The following is a 19,099-nucleotide window of genomic DNA, read 5'->3' as shown; positions in this document are numbered from 1 at the left end:
ATACTCGACAGGTGAGTACGATTCCCGAGATCCGCACCCTGCCCGTTCCCGATGGCCTCGAGGGCGAGCGCGTCGACGCCGCTATCGCCCGTATGTTCGGATTTTCCCGGACGAAGGCGGCCGAACTCGCGGCCGCGGGAAAGGTGCTGGTCGACGGCAGTGTCGTCGGGAAGTCCGAGCGTGTGCACGGTGGCGCCTGGCTCGAGGTCGAGATGCCCGAACCGCCGCGCAAGGTCGAGCTCGTCGCCGAGCCCGTCCCCGGCATGGAGATCGTCCATGACGACGACGACATCGTCGTCATCATGAAGCCGGTCGGCGTCGCCGCCCACCCCAGCCCCGGCTGGACCGGAACCACCGTCATCGGCGGCCTGGCCGCCGCCGGCTACCGCATCTCCACCTCCGGCGCCTCCGAGCGCCAGGGCATCGTGCACCGGCTCGACGTCGGCACCTCCGGCCTGATGGCCGTCGCGAAGTCGGAGCGCGCGTACACCTCGCTGAAGAACCAGTTCCGCGAGCGGATCGTCGACAAGCGCTACCACGCGCTGGTGCAGGGCCACCCGGACCCGATGAGCGGCACGATCGACGCGCCGATCGGGCGCCACCCCAGCGCCGACTACAAGTGGGCCGTGACCCAGGAGGGCAAGCCCTCCGTCACCCACTACGACCTGATCGAGGCCTTCCGCGCCGCCTCGCTGCTGGACATCAAGCTGGAGACCGGCCGCACGCACCAGATCCGCGTGCACATGGCCGCGCACAAACACCCCTGCGTCGGCGACCTGACCTACGGCGCCGACCCGACCGTCGCGAAGCGCCTCGGGCTCACCCGGCAGTGGCTGCACGCGGTGCGGCTCGGGTTCGAGCACCCCTCGGACGGGCAGTGGGTGGAGTTCGCGAGCACCTACCCGGCGGACCTGCAGAACGCGCTGGACGTGATCCGCAAGGAGAGCGAGTGACCGCGGGCGGCGGCGGCGTCGTACGGGTCGTCGTCACGGATGAGGATCTGAAGGCCTGCTTCGGCGTGCGCACCGAGGTCTTCGTGGTCGAGCAGTCGGTGCCGGAGTCGCTCGAGTACGACGCGTACGACGAGATCGCGGTGCACGTGCTGGCCGAGGGGCCGGACGGGGTGCCGCTGGGCACCGGCCGGCTGCTGTACGGGCCGGAGGCCCTCGGCAAGACGGGCTCCCCGGAGGTCGGCTCGCTGGGACGGCTCGCCGTCACCAAGGCCGCGCGCGGGCTCGGGGTGGGCGTCGCGCTGGTGCGGGCGATCGAGGCGGAGGCGGGCCGGCTCGGCCTCGCGGCCGTGGATCTCGGGGCGCAGACCCAGGCGATGGGGTTCTACGAGCGGCTGGGGTACGCGGCCTACGGGCCGGAGTTCCTGGACGCGGGGATCCCGCACCGGTCGATGCGGCGCGCGCTGCCGTAGCCCCGGGCGGAGCCCGACACGCGCCGCGGTCCGCGTCGCTCGGTGCGGCGGGCTGGCAGTGTGTGGGAGTGGATCAGCTCCTGCTGTTGTTCGTGCTGTTGCTCGGGGCCGTGGTGACGGTGCCGCTCGGGGACCGGTTGGGGCTTCCCTCGCCGGTGCTGATGACGCTCGGCGGGGTGGTGCTCGCCCTGGTGCCCGCCGTGCCCAATGTCGACATCCCGCCGGAGTACATCCTGCCGCTCGTGCTGCCCCCGCTGCTGTACGCCTCCGTGCAGCGGACCTCCTGGCGGCAGTTCGCCGCCAACCTACGGCCCATCCTGCTCCTGGCCGTCGCCCTCGTCTTCGTGACCACCGTGGCCGTCGCCTGGACCGCGCACGCCCTCGTACCGGGGCTCTCGATCGCCGCGGCCGTCGCGCTCGGCGCGCTCGTCGCCCCGCCCGACCCCGTCGCCGCCACCGCCGTGGCCGGGTCGCTCGGGCTGCCCCGGCGCATGGTGTCGATCCTGGAGGGCGAGGGGCTCTTCAACGACGTCACCGCCATCGTGCTCTACCACGTGGCCATCGCCGCCGCCGTCAGCGGCACCTTCTCGTGGCCCGAGGCGCTCGGGGAGTTCGTGCTGTCGGCCGTCGTGGCCGTCGTGGTGGGGCTCGGGCTCGGCTGGGCCGCCAACCGGCTCATGGGGCGGCTCGGCGATGCCACGCTCCAGATCGGGCTGACGCTGCTCGTGCCGTTCGTGGCGTACGTGGTGGCGGAGGAGTTCCTCGGGTCCGGCGTGCTGGCCGTGCTGACCACGGCGCTGTTCCTCGCCGAGTACGCCACCGACGCCGACGACGTGCTGGGCAGGCTCGCCGGGCACACGTTCTGGGAGGTCGTCGACATGCTGGTCACCGGTGTGGCCTTCGGCCTGATCGGGCTGGAGCTGCACCACGTGTTCGGGACCGCCGGCGGCCGGGCGTGGGAGATGGCCGGGTGGGCGGCGGCCGTGGTCGCGGTGGTGGTCGGCGTACGGCTGGCGTGGCTGCTGCCGGCCGGCTGGCTCGCCAAACGGCTCCACTCGCGGCGCGACTACGAGGAGGAGATCCCGCTGAGCTGGCGGGAGTCCGTGGTGATGTGGTGGGCGGGCATGCGGGGCGTGGCCTCGGTGGCGCTCGCGCTCGCCATTCCCTTCGAGACGGACGCGGGTGATCCCTTCCCGGCCCGGAAGGAGATCGTCTTCATCGCCTTCGCCGTGATCATGAGCACCCTGGTGGTTCAGGGGCTCACCCTGCCGTGGCTGGTCCGCCGGCTCGGGGTGGAGGCCGACTCCGACGCGGAGGCGGAGATCGCCCGCGCGCTCGCGATCCGCGCCGCCAAGGCCGCGAAGCGACGGCTGAAGGAGATCGAGGAGGTGGAGGACCTGCCCGAGGACCTGGTGGAGGTGCTCTACCGCAGGGCGTACGACGTGGGCGCCAGGATCAGCCCGGACATGGTCGACGAGGAGCGGCGCGAGGCGTACGCGAAGCGGGTGGAGCGGATCCGCGACGTGGCGCGCATCCAGCGGGAGATGATGTCCGCCGCCCGGCACGAGGTGCTGGCCGCGCGCAGCGAACCGGGCGCCGATCCGGAGATCGTCGACCGGGTGCTGCGGCATCTGGACGTCCGCAGCCTGCGCAATCCGTAGAGCTGGCGGCCGTGGCCGGCCGGGCGCGGGGCCGGTCGTCCGGTTCCGCGACCGGCCCCGCGCTCGATCCGCAGGACGGCGGGCTACACCTGGTAGCGGTCCGGGGCGAAGAGGTGGAGGTGGGCGGCTATCCAGTCCGAGGTGCGGGCCAGGCCCTCCTGGAGGGAGACCTCAGGCTTCCAGCCGGCCCAGTCGCGGGCCCGGGTGTTGTCCGAGAGCAGGCGGTGGACCTCGCTCCCCGAGGGACGCAGCCGGGCCGGGTCGACGACCACCTCCGCGTCCCGGCCGGACGCTGTGATCAGGGCCCGGGCCAGGTCGCCGATGGAGATCTCCTCTCCGGCGCCGAGGTTCACCACCTCACCCAGGGCCCGGTCGCATGCGGCGACGGCGAGGAAGCCGGCCGCGGTGTCGGTCACGTAGGTGAAGTCCCGGGTGGGCGTCAGGGAGCCCAGGCGGATCTCGCGGGCACCCGAGTGGAGCTGGGCCAGGATGGTGGGGATGACCGCGCGGGCCGACTGGCGGGGGCCGTAGGTGTTGAACGGCCGGACCACCGTCACCGGCAGTTCGAACGCGTGGTGGAAGGAGAGCGCCATCATGTCGGCGCCGATCTTCGAAGCGGAGTACGGGGACTGCGGCTGGAGCGGGTGGCTCTCGGAGATCGGGGCCGTCAGGGCGGTGCCGTAGACCTCGCTGGTGGAGGTGTGGACGAGGCGGCGCACGCCGTGGCGGCGGCAGGCCTCGGCCATGTTCTCGGTGCCGGTGACGTTGGTCTGGACGTACGCGCCGGGCGAGGCGTAGCTGTACGGGATCCCGATCAGTGCCGCCAGGTGGAAGACCGTGTCGCAGCCGGCCACCGCGTCGCTGACCCGGCCCGCGTCGCGGACGTCGCCGGCCCACATCTCCACCGGGCCGCCCGGGTCGGCCAGGTAGCGGGCCAGGTGGCCCTTCTCGGCGTACGGTTTGTAGTGCACGAAGGCGCGCACCTTCGCGCCCCGCGCGACCAGCAGGTCGACGAGCGTGGAGCCGATGAACCCCTCGGCGCCCGTGACCAGGACCGTACGGCCGCTCCAGTCGGCGGGTGCGGGCGTGGGCTTGTGCGTGGTCATACGAGCTCCAGGGGAGTGGGGGAGTAGGAGGGGAAGCCGGCGACCCGCAGGACCTGCGAGGCCAGCAGTTCGGCGGCCCGCGCGTGCGGGCCCGGGTCGGCCGCGCCGGCCATCGCCGCCAGCCGGGCCGGGTCGGCCAGCAGCGGGGCGAGCAGTTCCGCGAGGCGGCCGGCCGTGGCCTCGGCGTCCGCCAGCAGCAGGCCGGCGCCCGCGTCGGACAGCACCCGGGCGTTGTGCGTCTGGTGGTCGCCCGGGGCGTACGGGTAGGGGACCAGGACCGCGGGGACCCCGGTCGCGGCGAGCTCCGCCACCGTCGCCGAGCCCGCCCGGCACACCACCAGGTCGGCGGCCGCGTAGACCAGGTCCATCCGGTCCAGGTAGGGCACGGCCTGTGCGATCCGCCGCCCGCCCGAGGCGGACAGCCCGGCCACGGTGTCCGCGAGCGCCGCCGGCCCCGTCTTGATCAGCAGCTGCACGTCCTCCCGCGCCTGCCAGGCGGCCGCCAGCCCGGCCGCCGCCGTGGTCAGGCGTACGGCGCCCAGGCTGCCGCCGTTGAACACCACGAGCCGCCGCCCGTCCGGCACCCCCAGCTCCCGCCGGGCCCGCGCGCGCAGGGCGGCCCGCTCGGGGCGGGGCAGCTCGGCGAGGCCCGACAGCGCGGCGGAGATGGGCATTCCGGTGGTCAGCGCCCGCGCCCCGCCCGCCAGGTGCTCCCGGCTGCGGTCGAAGGCCACCGCCATGTGCGGGGTGAGGCGGGCCGCGAACTGGTTGGCCCGGCCCGGTACCGCGTTGGACTCGTGGATCACCGCCGGCAGTCCGGCCAGCCGGGCCCCGAGCACGGCGGGCGCGCTCGGATAGCCGCCCATGCCGACGGCCACGTGCGCGCCCTGCGCCCGGATCACGGCCCGCGCCTGCCCGGCCGAGCGCAGCAGCGCCGCCGGGAGGAGGTAGCGCTTGGCGCCCAGGGCCGGGTCGAAGGGGATCATGTCCACGGTGTGCAGGCGGTAGCCGGCGGCCGGGATCAGCTCGGTCTCCAGCCCGCGTTCGGTGCCGATGAACGAGATCGTCGCGTCCGGGACGGCGGCGCGCAGCGCCTCCGCCAGGGCGAGGCCCGGATAGATGTGGCCGCCGGTTCCGCCCGCGCCGATCACGACGGAGAGCGGCCAGCGTGAGAGTGAGGGGGAGGGTGAGGAGGTCATGGACGCAGACTTCCGGTGCGCCCTAAGAAGGTTCTAAGAGGTACTCCCGGAGTATTTGGGAGGCTTTGCCGCATGCAGCGGATTCTGGTGGTGGACGACGAGCCCGAGGTGCGGGCCGCCGTCGAGGACGGCCTCGCCGTCGAGGGGTACGAGGTGCGCGGCGCGGCCGACGGGCTGGCCGCGCTGTCCGAGGTGGCCCTCTGGCAGCCGGACGCGGTGGTCCTCGACGTGATGATGCCGGTGCTGGACGGGCTCGCCGTCTGCCGGCAGCTGCGCGCGGTGGGCGACCGTACGCCCGTCCTCGTCCTCACGGCCCTGGACGCGGTGAGCGACCGCGTCGACGGGCTGGAGGCGGGCGCCGACGACTACCTGGTCAAACCGTTCGCGCTCGACGAGCTCGTGGCCCGGGTACGGGCCCTCCTGCGGCGGGCCGCCCCCGACGATCCGGCCGGGGGCGCGCAGGTGCTCGCGTACGGGGACCTCGTCCTCGACCCCGCCACCCGTACCGGGCGGCGCGGCGAGCGGGCGCTGGAGTTCAGCCGCACCGAGTCGGCGCTCCTCGAACTGCTGCTGCGCCACCCCGGGCAGGTGCTGCCGCGCGAGCTGGTCCTCGAACTGGTCTGGGGCCGGGACTTCGGCCCGGACTCCAACTCCCTGGCCGTCTACGTCGGCTACCTGCGCCGCAAGCTGGAGGCGGGCGGCGAGCCCCGGCTGGTGCACACCGTGCACGGGGTCGGCTACCGGCTGGACGCCGCGTGAGCCGGCGACGCGGGCTCGGCGCGCGGTGGCGGCGCAGGCGGCCGCTGCGGACCCGGCTGGCGCTCGCCGTCACGGCCGCGGTGGCCTTCGTGGCCCTCGGCGTGTGCGCGGCGGCCTTCCTGGTCGTGCGCGGGGCGCTGTACCAGCAGCTCGAGCTCAGCCTGACCCAGTCCGCCCGCCTCGCCGCCCAGCGCAACCTGGACTCCGGGCCGGGAACCCTGTCCGGGGAATGCCGGTTCCGGGCGGCGCCCGCCTGCGCGGAGGTGGTGCCGGCGGATCCGGCGCGGGACCCCAAGGCGCCGTACCTGCTGCCGGTGACTCCGGCCGCGCGGGCCGTGGCGGCGGGCACGCGGGCCCCGTACTACACCGCCATCGTGCACGCCGGGCATCCGGCGCGGATGCTCACCACCGACTACGGCAAGGGGCGGGCGCTCCAGGTGGCGTTGCGGGCGGACACCGTGGAGGACGGCATCGAGCAGGCCGCGTGGTGGCTGGCGCTGACGGCGGCGGCCGGGGTGCTGCTCGCGGCGCTGCTCGGGTACTGGGTCGCGCGGACCGGGCTGGCACCCGTCACCCGGCTCACCGCCACCGCCGAGCGGATCGCCGCCACCAGGGATCCGAGACACCGGATCGAACTGCCGGCTCCCGGGCGCGGCCGCGAGGACGAGATCACCCGGCTGGCCGGGAGCTTCAACACCATGCTCGGGGAGCTGGAGCAGTCCGTCACCGCGCAGCGGCGGCTCGTCGCGGACGCCTCGCACGAGCTGCGGACCCCGCTGACGGCGCTGCGCACCAACGCGGAACTGCTCGCACGGGGTGACCGGCTGACGGGGGAGCAGCGGGAACGGGCCTCGCTGGCGCTCGGCAGGCAGCTGCGGGAGGTGACGGGGCTGGTCAACGACCTGATCGAGCTGGCCCGCGACGAGGAGCCGCAGCTGCTGGTGGAACAGGTGCGGCTGGCTCCGCTGGTGGAGTACTGCGTGGGGGCCGCGCGGGCGCACTGGCCGGGGGTGGGGTTCCGCGTGCGGGGGCCGTCCCGGGAGGAGGCCGTGGTGGTGGCGGGGGTGCCGGCTCGGCTCAGCCGGCTGCTGGGGAACCTGCTCGACAACGCGGCGAAGTTCAGCCCGGTGGGGGCGGAGGTGGAGGTCGGTCTTGTGGTGCGGGGCGGGGGTGTGGAGGTGACCGTACGGGATCACGGGCCGGGGATCTCGGAAGGGGATCTGCCGTACGTCTTCGACCGGTTCTACCGGGCCGGGGCGGCGCGGGCCCTGCCGGGGTCGGGGCTGGGGTTGGCGATGGCCCGGCAGATCGCGCGGGCGCACGAGGCGGAGCTGGTGGCCGAAGCCGCCCCCGGCGGGGGCGCGCTGTTCCGGCTGACCTTCGCCGCTCCGGGCTGAGGGAGGGCGCATGTCTGTGCGGGGCGTGCCCTGCGGGGAGAGGTCCCCTACCCGCCCTTCGCCCGTTCCCCGGGCTGCGCCCGGACCCCTTCTGGGACTCCGCCCCAGACCCCGGTTCTCAAACGCCGGACGGCTGAAAGCCCCGGGCTCCGCCCAGACCCCGGCCCTCAAACGCCGGACGGTTGAAAAGACCAAACCCCGGCGGTTACGGGCCCGGTGGGGGCGTCGCCTGCGTCGTGGCGATGTGGGGGAGGGCGTACGGGTGGTGGGTGGTCAGCCAGGTGATGAGGCGTTCTCGGACCGCGCAGCGGACGGTCCAGACGGCGTCGCCGTCCTTCGCCGTGACCACCGCGCGGACCTGGATGGTGTGCGGGGTGGTGTCGGTGACGGCCAGGGTGCCGGTGCGGCCGTCCCATTCCGGGATGGTCTTGAGGATCCGCTGGAGTTCCTCGCGCATCAGGTCCACCGGAGCGCTGTGGTCCAGGTGCCAGAACACGGTGCCCGTCATCTGCGCGCCACCGCGCGACCAGTTCTCGTAGGGCTTGCTCGTGAAGTACGAGACCGGCATCGTGATCCGGCGCTCGTCCCAGGTGCGGACCGTGAGGAAGGTGAGGGTGATCTCCTCCACCGTGCCCCACTCCTTGTCCACGACCACCGTGTCCCCGATCCGGACGGTGTCGCCGAAGGCGATCTGGAGTCCGGCGAAGAGGTTGCCGAGGGCGGCCTGCGCCGCGATGCCCGCCACGATGCCGAGCACGCCCGCCGAGGCCAGCATCGAGGCGCCGACCGTCCGCATCTCGGGGAACGTCAGGAGCATCGCGCCGAGGGCCACCACGATCACCACCGCCGTGACCACCCGCTGGATGAGGGTGACCTGCGTGCGGACCCTGCGGACCCGTGCCTGGTCGGAGGCGTCGGCCGCGTAGCGGGCGTACGTGGAGTCCACGATCGCCGTCGTGATGCGGATCAGCAGCCACGCGGCCGCCGCGATCAGGACCAGGGTCAGCACGTGCCCGGGGCCGTCCGCGCGCCGGCGCACCGCCTGGAGCAGGGAGGCGGCCAGGACCACCAGGAACGGCGGGCGGCAGCGGCGCAGCAGCCCCCACAGCGGGGTCTCGCTGTGCCGGGCGTCGGCGCGGCGCAGCAGCAGGTCCAGGAGCCAGCCCGCGAGCAGGGTGACGGCCAGGGTGCCGGCGACGGCCGCGATCGGGCGCAGGAAGGAGTCCGTGTCCATGCAGGCCAACGTAACCGGAGGGGGTCGCTCGCAACTGGCACGATGGGGGCATGAACATCGTGCTTTTCCATTCGACCTACGGGCTGCGGCCCGCCGTGCGGGAGGCGGCCGACCGGCTGCGCGCGGCCGGGCACCAGGTCCAGGTGCCGGACCTCTTCGAGGGGCGCACCTTCGAGACCGTCGAGGAGGGCATGGCCCACCGGGACGAGATCGGCCGTGACGAGCTGCTCAAGCGGGCGGTCCTGGCCGCCGCTCCCTACTCCGACCAGGGCCTGGTCTACGCCGGCTTCTCCTTCGGCGGCTCGATCGCCCAGCACCTGGCGCTCGCCGACGAGAAGACGCGCGGGCTGCTGCTCCTGCACGGGACGGCCGACCTGGAGGAGGGCGTCTACGTCGACGAGCTGCCGGTGCAGCTGCACATCGCCGACCCGGACCCCTTCGAGCCGCACGACTGGCTGACGGCCTGGTACCTGCGGATGCGCAAGGCCGGGGCCGACGTGGAGGTCCACGGCTATCCGGGGGCCGGGCACCTGTTCACCGACCCGGGGCTGGACGACTACGACGCCGAGGCCGCGGAGCAGGCCTGGGCGGTCGCCCTCGCCTTCCTCGACGGGCTCTAGGCGCGGACGCTGGGAAGCGGACGCGAAGAAGACGCGAGGAAGGGGCCCCGCTCGCGGGGCCCCTTCGTCATGGGTGCGTCGGAGTGCCGGGGCCTCAGCCGCGGTAGGACGTCCACATGCTCTTCATGCGGGCCACCTGGCCGGCGGTGAACTGGTACATGCACGAGTCGTACGTGTAGTCCATGAAGTTGTGGATCGGGTCGACGCCCGCCTTGCTGGTGCAGGTGTCCCGTCCGGTCGGGCACTCGAAGGCCGCGCTCTTCTCGGCCGGGGTGTCCGAAACGGAGTCGCCCGAGCCGTTACAGCCGCCCTGGAAGGTGTGGTAGAGCCCCATCCAGTGGCCGACCTCGTGGGTCGCGGTGTCGCCCTCGTTGTAGTTGGCGGCGGAGCCGCCCGGCAGCGAGGTGTCCAGGACGACGACGCCGTCCATCTTCGGCTGGGAGGCGTAGGAGCTGGGGAAGGTGGCCCAGCCCAGCAGCCCGCCGGAGAGGTTGGCGGTGTAGAAGTTGAGGGCGTTCGCGCCGCCCTTGCGCAGGGTGTTCTTCATGTTCTTCTCGGCCGTGGAGCCGGAAGCCAGGTTGTACCAGCTCGCGTTGTCCGTGTAGTCGGTGCCCGCCAGGGTGAACTGGTAGGTGCTGTCGACGTTTCCGGTGCCCTGGCCGGCGTAGGCCGCGTTGAGGACCGCCAGCTGCTTGCTGATGTCGGTGGCCGTCAGCTTTCCGGTGGTGCCGGAGTGGATGACGTGGAAGTACACGGGGATGCTCGTGGCCGCCTCGGCGGCGCGCAGGCTCCGGTGTTCCTTCGAGATCGTGTCCAGCTTCGCCTTGAGGTCGGCGTCCATGGCCTTGGCCTGCGCCTCGGTGACCTCGTTGGGCTCGGCCGCGTGCTGGTCCTTGGGGCGCGCCACACGGGCGTTGGCGGGGCCGGAGGCGCTCTCGGCACACACCTCGGCTCCGGTCTTGGGCGCGGCCGACACGACGGTGGGGGCGCCGAGCGGGGTGAAGGCCAGGGTGCCGGTGAGTACGGCGGCGCCCATCAGGCGGCGGCGAAGAAGGGGGGATATGCGGGCAAGAGCGCGCACGTGTGCTCCTCGCGAGTGGGGGGTTGAGCGGGAGGGATCTCCTCAGCTGGCGGGAATCTTACGTGCGCATGTCATAAACGGGTCAAGTGCTCTACGTAAAAGATTTGTTGCTTCTGATGACGAAGGGGCGCCTGGTCTACGCCAAGCGCCCCTGCCCACAGTAAATCTGGCTGAATGTCAGCGCACCGGCCGGTCCGCCCGCTCGACCTTCTGGGTCCCGTTCAGCGTGCGGTACGAGCGTGCCCAGGCAGTCGTGGCGTCCTGGCGCCGCTTGTCCGAAACCACGTAGTAGTCCATCTGGGAACGCTCGGCCGTCACGTCCAGCACGCCGTAGCCGTGGGCGTCCATGTCCAGCCACTTCACGTGCCGGTTGGCGGCCTTGATGGCCGTTTCCGCGACCAGCGAGACCGTGTCGGCCGGCACGTGCAGCAGGTCGTCGATGTTGTCGGAGGTCACCGACGTCACCACGAACTCCACGCCCGCCGACCGCGACCACGGGTAGGTGGCCGCCGTCACCGGGACGTCGTTCGCCCAGGCCATGTGGATGTCACCGGTCAGGAAGACGGTGTTGCGGACGGAACGGTCCGTCAGGTGCCCCAGCAGCTCCCGGCGGTCGTCCGTGTACCCGTCCCACTGGTCCACGTTGACCGCGAGGCCGCCCGCGGGCAGGCCGAGCAGTTCGGTGAGGGGCCCCAGCAGGTGCGCCGGAAGCGAGCCGAAGGCCACCGGCGAGATCATCACCGAGGTGCCCACCAGCTTCCAGGTGGCCTGCGAGCCGGCCAGTCCGGCCTTCAGCCAGTCCAGCTGGGCGCGCCCGGTGATGCTGCGCTCCGGGTCGTCCACCGCGCCGCTGCCGACGCCCGCCTGCTGCGAGCGGAAGGTGCGCAGGTCCAGCAGGTGCAGGTCGGCGAGGGTGCCGAAGCGCAGCCGGCGGTAGACGGTGCCCTCGGTGGAGGTGCGGACCGGCATCCACTCGAAGTACGCCTGCCGGGCGGCGGCCGCGCGGGCCGCGAAGGAGCCCTCGGTGGCGGGGTCGTGGTTCTCGGCGCCGCCGGACCAGGTGTCGTTGGCGATCTCGTGGTCGTCCCAGATCGCGATGACCGGGTGTGCCTGGTGCAGGGCCTGGAGGTCGGGGTCGGTCTTGTACTTCCCGTGCCGGGTGCGGTAGTCGGCCAGGGTGAGGATCTCGTGCAGCGGCTCGTGCTGCCGTACGACGTACTTCGCCTCCGGGTAGCCGCCGCTCCGGTACTCGTAGATGTAGTCGCCCAGGTGCAGTACGGCGTCCAGATCGGCCCGCGCGGCCAGGTGGCGGTACGCGGAGAAGTACCCGGCCTCCCAGTTGGCGCAGGAGACCACGCCGAAGCGCACCCCGGCGGGCGCGGTGGTGGTGGCGGGGGCGGTACGGGTGCGCCCGGCCGGGGAGACGGTGGTGCCGGCGGTGAACCGGTACCAGTAGGCCGTCTGCGGCCGCAGGCCCCGTACGTCGGCCTTGACGGTGTGGTCGGAGGCCGCGCTCGCGGTGACGGTGCCGCTCGCGACGATCCGGGAGAAGGCCTTGTCCTCGGCGACCTCCCAGCCCACCGCGACGGCCGGGCCCGCGCCGGAGCCCGGTACGGCCGCGGCGGTCGGGGTGACGCGGGTCCACAGCAGGACCCCGTCGGGGAGCGGGTCGCCCGAGGCGACGCCGTGCAGGAAGGAGGGGACGTCTTCACCGGTGGCGGCGTGGGCGGCTTCGGCGCCCAGCGCGGCGATCGGGACGAGTGCCGCCGTGGCCGCCGCGGCCAGGACGACCGTACGGCGGCGGGGGGTCGGCACGGTCGCCGATTCCGGGGCGGAGGGGGAGAGTTGACTGGTCACGGACAATCACATTACCGACGGGTATCCGCTCCGGACCAGACCCGTGAAAGCAACGGACGGGCGAACTCTGGGAGTTCGCCCGTCCGTCGGGGTGCTGCGATAAGGAGGGGTCAGCCGGCGATGGCCTTGTCGATCGCCGTCGTGAACTGCTCGGGCGACTGCGGCAGCGGGTCGATCTTCTTGCCGTCCATCTTCAGCGTCGGCGTGCCCGTCACCCCGCTCTTGTCGAAGGTCTTGGACATCTCCAGCGCCCACCGGTCGTAGGTGCCGTCCTCGACCGCCTTCTTGAACTCGGCGTTCCCCTTGAGGGCCGGGACCTGGTCCGCGACCGTCAGCAGGTAGTCGTCCTTGGCGAACTTGTCGTCCTTCTCCTCCGGGTGGTTCGCCGCGGAGTAGAGGGCCGTCTTGTACTCCAGGAACGCCTCGGGGCTCACGTTGAGGGCCGCGCCCAGGGCGCTCAGGGCGTTCTTCGAACCGCTGCCGGGGAAGCCCTTGTCCAGGAAGGTGGCGCCGATGTACTGGATCTTGTACTTGCCGGCGTCGAGGTCCTTCTTGAGCTGCGGGCCGACCGCCTGTTCGAAGCTGGCGCAGACCGGGCAGCGCGAGTCCTCGTACAGCTCCAGGGTCTTCTTGGCGTCGGCCTTGCCGATGACCACCGTCGTGCCGTTGTCGCCCGTGGTGTTCTTCGGCGCGACCAGGGGCGCGTCGGCGGCCTTCTCCCAGGCGCCCGGCTTGTTGGACTGGACGACGGCGTAACCGACGCCGCCGGCCAGGGCGAGGGCGGCCACGACGCCGCCCGCCACGAACACCTGCCGGCGGACCTTGGCCTTCTTGGCCTGCTGCTCGCGCTCTATGCGCAGCTTCTCGCGGGCCGCCGCCTTGTTCGCATGGCTGTTGCGTGCGCTCATCGTTCTCTCCGTGGGGTGTGGCTCCGCGGTGGAGCCGGCTGGAAGGGGGGACTGTCCTCGTACGTCAGGCGCGGGCGAACGCGCCGTACGCGGGAGGAGGTCCCCGCCGTCCCACGGAGTGCGCGGGGAAGCGGGTACGGGCCACCGTGCTCCGCAGGGCCCGCGGCGGCGAGAGCCGTACCGGAGCCAGGGCCCGCGCCGTACGGGCCGAGGCCATCCGCAGCGGGCGGAAGGCGCCGGCGGACGCCGCGCGCAGCAGCCGGCCGAGCGCCCGCTCCCCGCGGTGCAGCCACAGCGAGGCGAGCAGTCCGACCGATACGTGCGCACCCAGCAGCAGCCAGGGCGTCCACGGTCCGGGCGCGGGAAGCAGCGCGGCCGGGCCGACGGGCCCGCCCACCTCGGCCAGCGCACCGCCCACCGGGCTGCCGCCGCAGAAGTCGGCGAGCCCCATGGCGTGCAGCGGACCCGAGACGGGGCCGCCCGCGGGGCCGTAGCAGAGGTGCTGGCCGGAGGTCAGGAGGGTGTCGGCGGCCAGTTCCAGGGGGACGAGCAGCCCGGCGATGCGACCGAGGCCCCGCTCCCGTCCGGCCAGGGCGAAGGCGATCGCGAACACCGCGGCGAAGGCCCCGCCCACCAGGGCGGGAGGCAGTGGCACCCGGGACATCAGGACGTGAGAGCCGGTCGAGAGCAGCACGACGACCGCGCTGAAAAGCGCGGCCCGCAGCCCTCGGAGACCCACCCCGGATATGTCCATCGTCGCGAGTGTGCCATGCGTCCCTGTGAGGACGGTCCCTAGGTCCCCGTCTAGGGGAGGATCCGGCCGTTGCGGAAGAGGTCCACGAAGATCTGGTGGTCGGCGCGGGCCCGGGCGCCGTAGGCGTGGGCGAAGTCCACCAGCAGGTTCGCGAAGCCCTCCTCGTCGGCGGCGATGGCCGCGTCGATGGCCCGCTCGGTGGAGAACGGGACCAGCGTGTGGCCGCTCTCCTGCTCGTCCGCCGCGCCGTGCATGGTCGCCGTGGCCCGGCCCAGGTCGGCGACCACGGCCGCGATCTCCTCCGGGTCGTCCAGGTCGGACCAGTCCAGGTCCACCGCGTACGGGGAGACCTCCGCGACGAGCTGACCGGCCCCGTCCAGCTCGGTCCAGCCGAGCCACGGGTCGGCGTGCGCCTGCAGGGCCCGCTGGGAGATCACCGTGCGGTGGCCCTCGTGCAGGAAGTACTCGCGCACCGCGCGGTCGGTCACGTGCCGGGACACCGCCGGGGTCTGCGCCTGCTTGAGGTAGATCACGACGTCGTTCTCCAGGGCGTCGCTGTGCCCCTCCAGCAGGATGTTGTACGAGGGCAGGCCCGCCGAGCCGATCCCGACGCCCCGGCGGCCCACCACGTCCTTGACCCGGTAGGAGTCCGGGCGGACCAGGGACTCGTCGGGCAGGGTCTCCAGATAGCCGTCGAAGGCGGCGAGCACCTTGTAGCGGGTGGCCGCGTCCAGCTCGATGGTCCCGGGTCCGGGGGAGAAGCGGCGCTCGAACTCGCGGATCTCGGTCATCGAGTCGAGTAGCGAGAAGCGGGTGCGGCGGCGGGCGTGGCGCAGGGCCTCCAGCAGCGGTCCCTCGGCGGTGTCCAGGGTGAAGGCGGGCACCTCGTCGTTCTTGGCCCCGGTCGCCAGTGCGTGGATGCGCTCCCGGTAGGCGGCCGCGTAGATCCGTACCAGCTCGCTGATCTGGTCGTCGCTGAGCGCCTTGGTGTAGCCGAGCAGGGCCACGGAGGCGGAGAACCGCTTCAGGTCCCAGGTGAAGGGGCCGACGTAGGCCTCGTCGAAGTCGTTGACGTTGAAGACCAGCCGGCCCTGGGCGTTCATGTAGGTGCCGAAGTTCTCGGCGTGCAGATCGCCGTGGATCCACACCCGGCCGGTGCGCTCGTCCAGGTACGGGCCGCCGTGCCGCTCGCGCTCCAGGTCGGCGTAGAAGAGGCAGGCGGTGCCCCGGTAGAAGGCGAAGGCCGAGGCCGCCATCTTGCGGAACTTGACCCGGAAGGCCGCGGGGTCGGCGGTGATCAGCTCGCCGAAGGCGATGTCGAACACGTCGAGTATCTGCTCGGCGCGCTGCTCGTCGGTCGTCTCGGGAACCGCCATGGCGGGTGCCTCCAGGTGGCGCGGGGTGGATCGCATATCGGACACGGGTCCTTGGGTCTGCAACGGATGAAGCTACCCCGCCGTGCCCGGGAACTGTCACTTGGGCCACGTAGGATTCATAGCTGCCGCCCCTCTCTCCCCGCCCGGAGGCCCCCACCGTGACCAAGACGCCGTTCACGCACCTGCACGTCCACACCCAGTACTCCCTGCTGGACGGTGCCGCGCGGCTGAAGGACATGTTCAACGCGTGCAACGAGATGGGCATGACGCACATCGCCATGTCCGACCACGGCAACCTGCACGGGGCCTATGACTTCTTCCACACGGCGAAGAAGGCCGGTGTGACGCCGATCATCGGCATCGAGGCGTACGTCGCTCCGGAGTCCCGGCGCAACAAGCGGCGCATCCAGTGGGGCCAGCCGCACCAGAAGCGCGACGACGTGTCCGGTTCCGGTGGTTACACCCACAAGACGATCTGGGCGGCGAACTCCACCGGGCTGCACAACCTCTTCCGGCTGTCCTCCGACGCGTACGCCGAGGGCTGGCTCACGAAGTGGCCGCGCATGGACAAGGAGACCATCTCCCAGTGGTCGGAGGGGCTGATCGCCTCCACCGGCTGCCCCTCCGGGGAGCTCCAGACCAGGCTGCGCCTCGGCCAGTTCGACGAGGCCCTGAAGGCGGCCTCCGAATACCAGGACATCTTCGGCAAGGACCGCTACTTCCTGGAGCTGATGGACCACGGCATCGAGATCGAGCGCCGGGTCCGCGACGGGCTGCTGGAGGTCGGCAAGAAGCTCGGCATCCCGCCGCTGGTGACGAACGACTCGCACTACACCTACGCGCACGAGTCGGCCGCGCACGACGCCCTGCTGTGCATCCAGACCGGCAAGAACCTCTCCGACCCGGACCGCTTCCGCTTCGACGGCACCGGCTACTACCTCAAGTCCACGGACGAGATGTACGCGGTCGACTCCTCGGACGCCTGGCAGGAGGGCTGCCGCAACACCCTCCTGGTGGCCGAGCAGATCGACACCACCGGCATGTTCGAGGCCAAGAACCTCATGCCGAAGTTCGAGATCCCGGAAGACGGCTACACCGAGATCACCTGGTTCAAGGAGGAAGTGCGGCGCGGCATGGCCCGCCGCTACCCCGGAGGGGTCCCCGAGGACCGGCAGAAGCAGGCCGAGTACGAGCTGGACGTCATCATCCAGATGGGGTTCCCGGGCTACTTCCTCGTCGTCGCCGACTTCATCATGTGGGCCAAGAACCAGGGCATCGCCGTCGGCCCCGGCCGAGGCTCCGCCGCCGGCTCGATCGTCGCCTACGCCATGGGCATCACCGACCTCGACCCGATCACCCACGGCCTGATCTTCGAGCGGTTCCTGAACCCCGAGCGCGTCTCCATGCCCGATGTCGACATCGACTTCGACGAGCGCAGGCGCGTCGAAGTGATCCGGTACGTGACCGACAAGTACGGCGACGACAAGGTCGCCATGATCGGTACGTACGGAAAGATCAAGGCGAAGAACGCCATCAAGGACTCGGCCCGGGTCCTCGGCTACCCGTACGCCATGGGCGACCGGCTCACCAAGGCCATGCCCGCCGACGTCCTCGGCAAGGGCATCGACCTCAACGGCATCACCGACCCCTCGCACCCGCGCTACGGCGAGGCGGGCGAGATCCGGGCGATGTACGAGAACGAGCCGGACGTGAAGAAGGTCATCGACACCGCCCGCGGTGTGGAGGGCCTGGTCCGCCAGATGGGCGTGCACGCCGCCGGCGTGATCATGTCCAGCGAGCCGATCGTCGATCACGCACCGGTCTGGGTGCGGCACACGGACGGCGTGACCATCACGCAGTGGGACTACCCCCAGTGCGAGTCGCTCGGCCTGATCAAGATGGACTTCCTGGGCCTGCGCAACCTCACGATCATGGACGACGCCGTCAAGATGGTGAAGGCCAACAAGGGGATCGACCTCGACCTCCTGGGCCTGCCGCTCGACGACCCCAAGACCTTCGAACTGCTCGGCCGCGGCGACACCCTCGGCGTGTTCCAGTTCGACGGCGGGCCGATGCGCTCCCTGCTGCGCCTGATGAAGCCCGACAACTTCGAGGACATCTCCGCCGTCTCGGCCCTGTACCGGCCGGGCCCGATGGGCATGAACTCGCACACGAACTACGCGCTGCGCAAGAACAAGCAGCAGGAGATCACCCCGATCCACCCGGAGCTGGAGGAGCCGCTCAGGGAGATCCTCGGCGTCACCTACGGCCTCATCGTCTACCAGGAGCAGGTCCAGAAGGCCGCCCAGATCATCGCCGGGTACTCGCTCGGCGAGGCCGACATCCTGCGCCGCGTGATGGGCAAGAAGAAGCCCGACGAACTGGCGAAGAACTTCGTCATCTTCGAGGCCGGAGCCAAGGAGAAGGGCTTCAGCGACCAGGCGATCAAGGCGCTGTGGGACGTCCTGGTGCCCTTCGCCGGCTACGCCTTCAACAAGGCCCACTCGGCCGCGTACGGCCTGGTCTCCTACTGGACCGCCTACCTCAAGGCCAATTTCCCGGCCGAGTACATGGCGGGCCTGCTCACCTCGGTCAAGGACGACAAGGACAAGTCCGCGATCTACCTGAACGAGTGCCGCCGGATGGGCATCAAGGTGCTCCCGCCGAACGTGAACGAGTCGGAGGCGAACTTCGCCGCCCAGGGCGACGACGTGATCCTCTTCGGCCTCACCGCCGTGCGCAACGTCGGCACCAACGTCGTCGAGTCGATCATCAAGAGCAGGAAGGCGAAGGGGAAGTACTCCACCTTCCCCGACTTCCTCGACAAGGTCGAAGCGGTCGTCTGCAACAAGCGCACGATCGAGTCCCTGATCAAGGCCGGCGCCTTCGACGAGATGGGCCACACCCGCAAGGGCCTGGTCGCCCACCACGAGCCGATGATCGACAACGTGGTCGCGGTCAAGCGCAAGGAGGCCGAGGGGCAGTTCGACCTCTTCGGCGGAATGGGTGACGCGGACGCGGGCGACGAGCCCGGCTTCGGCCTCGACGTGGAGTTCTCCGACGTCGAGTGGGAGAAGGCCTACCTGCTCGCCCAGGAGCGCGAGATGCTCGGCCTCTACGTCTCCGACCACCCGCTCTTCGGCCTGGAGCACGTGCTCTCCGACAAGACCGACGCGGGCATCTCCCAGCTCACCGGCGGGGAGCACGGCGACGGCGCGGTCGTCACCATCGGCGGCATCATCTCGGGCCTCCAGCGCAAGATGACCAAGCAGGGCAACGCCTGGGCCATCGCCACCGTGGAGGACCTGGCCGGCTCCATCGAGTGCATGTTCTTCCCCGCGACCTACCAGCTCGTCTCCACGCAGCTGGTCGAGGACACCGTCGTCTTCGTCAAGGGCCGCCTGGACAAGCGCGAGGACGTCCCCCGGCTGGTCGCCATGGAGATGATGGTCCCCGACCTGTCCAACGCCGGCACCAACGCCCCCGTGGTCCTCACCATCCCGACCGTCAAGGTCACCCCGCCGATGGTGACCCGGCTCGGCGAGATCCTGCGCCACCACCAGGGCAACAGCGAGGTCCGGATCAAGCTCCAGGGGCCGCGCACCACCACCGTGCTCCGGCTCGACAAGCACCGGGTCAAGCCCGACCCGGCGCTCTTCGGCGACCTCAAGGTGCTGCTCGGCCCGTCCTGCCTGGCCGGGTAGCCGCAGCCGGCACGCACGAG

15 protein-coding genes are annotated in these 19,099 nt (G+C 71.6%); 7 read left to right on the top strand and 8 right to left on the bottom strand.

Annotated elements, in window-relative coordinates; genetic code table 11:
• Nucleotides 1-11 precede the first annotated feature (11 nt).
• From OG435_RS13570 to OG435_RS13560, 3 genes are all read left to right on the top strand, one after another.
• Nucleotides 12-953, top strand: a complete 942-nt coding sequence (locus OG435_RS13570; protein WP_250743762.1) for an RluA family pseudouridine synthase — start codon at nucleotides 12-14, stop codon at nucleotides 951-953.
• Nucleotides 950-1,423, top strand: coding sequence for a GNAT family N-acetyltransferase (locus OG435_RS13565; protein WP_266877076.1), 474 nt, complete (start codon nucleotides 950-952; stop codon nucleotides 1,421-1,423). Before OG435_RS13570 ends, OG435_RS13565 begins: the two co-directional genes overlap by 4 nt.
• Nucleotides 1,424-1,491: 68 nt before the next feature.
• Nucleotides 1,492-3,084 carry a Na+/H+ antiporter gene (locus OG435_RS13560; RefSeq protein ID WP_266877075.1) on the top strand — a complete coding sequence of 531 codons (1,593 nt, stop codon included), beginning with the start codon at nucleotides 1,492-1,494 and terminating at the stop codon, nucleotides 3,082-3,084.
• Between the two features lie 83 nt (nucleotides 3,085-3,167).
• On the opposite strand, the gene OG435_RS13555 is transcribed toward OG435_RS13560, so the two are convergent.
• Both OG435_RS13555 and OG435_RS13550 read right to left on the bottom strand, forming a co-directional pair.
• Complete coding sequence (locus OG435_RS13555) at nucleotides 3,168-4,190, bottom strand: SDR family NAD(P)-dependent oxidoreductase (RefSeq protein ID WP_266877074.1); 1,023 nt, start codon at nucleotides 4,188-4,190, stop codon at nucleotides 3,168-3,170.
• Nucleotides 4,187-5,389: a UDP-N-acetylglucosamine--N-acetylmuramyl-(pentapeptide) pyrophosphoryl-undecaprenol N-acetylglucosamine transferase gene (locus OG435_RS13550; RefSeq protein ID WP_266877073.1), complete on the bottom strand. Its 1,203-nt coding sequence runs from the start codon at nucleotides 5,387-5,389 to the stop codon at nucleotides 4,187-4,189. Before OG435_RS13550 ends, OG435_RS13555 begins: the two co-directional genes overlap by 4 nt.
• 72 nt (nucleotides 5,390-5,461) lie before the next feature.
• Here OG435_RS13550 and OG435_RS13545 point away from each other — a divergent pair, with 72 nt between their 5' ends.
• A complete protein-coding gene (locus OG435_RS13545; RefSeq protein WP_266877072.1) occupies nucleotides 5,462-6,148 on the top strand; it encodes a response regulator transcription factor in 687 nt (228 codons plus the stop codon).
• Entirely contained in the window at nucleotides 6,145-7,545 is a 1,401-nt protein-coding gene (locus OG435_RS13540; protein ID WP_266877071.1) for a sensor histidine kinase, read from the top strand. The genes OG435_RS13545 and OG435_RS13540 overlap by 4 nt, the downstream gene beginning before the upstream one ends.
• Nucleotides 7,546-7,750: 205 nt before the next feature.
• On the opposite strand, the gene OG435_RS13535 is transcribed toward OG435_RS13540, so the two are convergent.
• Nucleotides 7,751-8,779, bottom strand: coding sequence for a mechanosensitive ion channel family protein (locus tag OG435_RS13535; RefSeq protein WP_266877070.1), 1,029 nt, complete (start codon nucleotides 8,777-8,779; stop codon nucleotides 7,751-7,753).
• A gap of 50 nt (nucleotides 8,780-8,829) precedes the next feature.
• Between OG435_RS13535 and OG435_RS13530 the strand changes: the two genes are divergently transcribed.
• Nucleotides 8,830-9,399, top strand: coding sequence for a dienelactone hydrolase family protein (locus tag OG435_RS13530; protein WP_266877069.1), 570 nt, complete (start codon nucleotides 8,830-8,832; stop codon nucleotides 9,397-9,399).
• A 94-nt stretch (nucleotides 9,400-9,493) separates the two neighbouring features.
• Here OG435_RS13530 and OG435_RS13525 read toward each other — a convergent pair whose 3' ends face one another.
• From OG435_RS13525 to OG435_RS13505, 5 genes are all read right to left on the bottom strand, one after another.
• Nucleotides 9,494-10,435: a zinc metalloprotease gene (locus tag OG435_RS13525; protein ID WP_266881708.1), complete on the bottom strand. Its 942-nt coding sequence runs from the start codon at nucleotides 10,433-10,435 to the stop codon at nucleotides 9,494-9,496.
• 222 nt (nucleotides 10,436-10,657) lie between these two features.
• The gene (locus tag OG435_RS13520; RefSeq protein WP_266877068.1) at nucleotides 10,658-12,337 is read right to left on the bottom strand and encodes an alkaline phosphatase D family protein; all 1,680 of its coding nucleotides are present in this window, start codon (nucleotides 12,335-12,337) and stop codon (nucleotides 10,658-10,660) included.
• 110 nt (nucleotides 12,338-12,447) lie between these two features.
• Nucleotides 12,448-13,245 carry a DsbA family protein gene (locus tag OG435_RS13515; protein WP_266877067.1) on the bottom strand — a complete coding sequence of 266 codons (798 nt, stop codon included), beginning with the start codon at nucleotides 13,243-13,245 and terminating at the stop codon, nucleotides 12,448-12,450.
• A gap of 64 nt (nucleotides 13,246-13,309) precedes the next feature.
• A complete protein-coding gene (locus tag OG435_RS13510; protein WP_266877066.1) occupies nucleotides 13,310-13,999 on the bottom strand; it encodes a hypothetical protein in 690 nt (229 codons plus the stop codon).
• 50 nt (nucleotides 14,000-14,049) lie between these two features.
• Entirely contained in the window at nucleotides 14,050-15,375 is a 1,326-nt protein-coding gene (locus OG435_RS13505; RefSeq protein WP_266881706.1) for a DUF2252 domain-containing protein, read from the bottom strand.
• Between the two features lie 158 nt (nucleotides 15,376-15,533).
• Between OG435_RS13505 and dnaE the strand changes: the two genes are divergently transcribed.
• Nucleotides 15,534-19,079: a DNA polymerase III subunit alpha gene (gene dnaE / locus OG435_RS13500; protein ID WP_266877065.1), complete on the top strand. Its 3,546-nt coding sequence runs from the start codon at nucleotides 15,534-15,536 to the stop codon at nucleotides 19,077-19,079.
• Nucleotides 19,080-19,099: the final 20 nt, after the last annotated feature.

The organism is Streptomyces sp. NBC_01264, from assembly GCF_026340675.1.
Taxonomy (GTDB): domain Bacteria; phylum Actinomycetota; class Actinomycetes; order Streptomycetales; family Streptomycetaceae; genus Streptomyces.
The sequence above is the reverse complement of the archived record's forward strand: the minus strand, read 5'-3'. Positions and strand labels throughout refer to the sequence as shown.

Coding starts and splice junctions, on each gene's coding strand:
- OG435_RS13510 (WP_266877066.1), bottom strand. CDS start 13,999: ATGGACATATCCGGGGTGGGTCTCCGAGGGCTGCGGGCCGCGCTTTTC.
- OG435_RS13550 (WP_266877073.1), bottom strand. CDS start 5,389: ATGACCTCCTCACCCTCCCCCTCACTCTCACGCTGGCCGCTCTCCGTC.
- OG435_RS13525 (WP_266881708.1), bottom strand. CDS start 10,435: ATGGGCGCCGCCGTACTCACCGGCACCCTGGCCTTCACCCCGCTCGGC.
- OG435_RS13515 (WP_266877067.1), bottom strand. CDS start 13,245: ATGAGCGCACGCAACAGCCATGCGAACAAGGCGGCGGCCCGCGAGAAG.
- OG435_RS13545 (WP_266877072.1), top strand. CDS start 5,462: ATGCAGCGGATTCTGGTGGTGGACGACGAGCCCGAGGTGCGGGCCGCC.
- OG435_RS13530 (WP_266877069.1), top strand. CDS start 8,830: ATGAACATCGTGCTTTTCCATTCGACCTACGGGCTGCGGCCCGCCGTG.
- OG435_RS13535 (WP_266877070.1), bottom strand. CDS start 8,779: ATGGACACGGACTCCTTCCTGCGCCCGATCGCGGCCGTCGCCGGCACC.
- OG435_RS13555 (WP_266877074.1), bottom strand. CDS start 4,190: ATGACCACGCACAAGCCCACGCCCGCACCCGCCGACTGGAGCGGCCGT.
- OG435_RS13505 (WP_266881706.1), bottom strand. CDS start 15,375: ATGGCGGTTCCCGAGACGACCGACGAGCAGCGCGCCGAGCAGATACTC.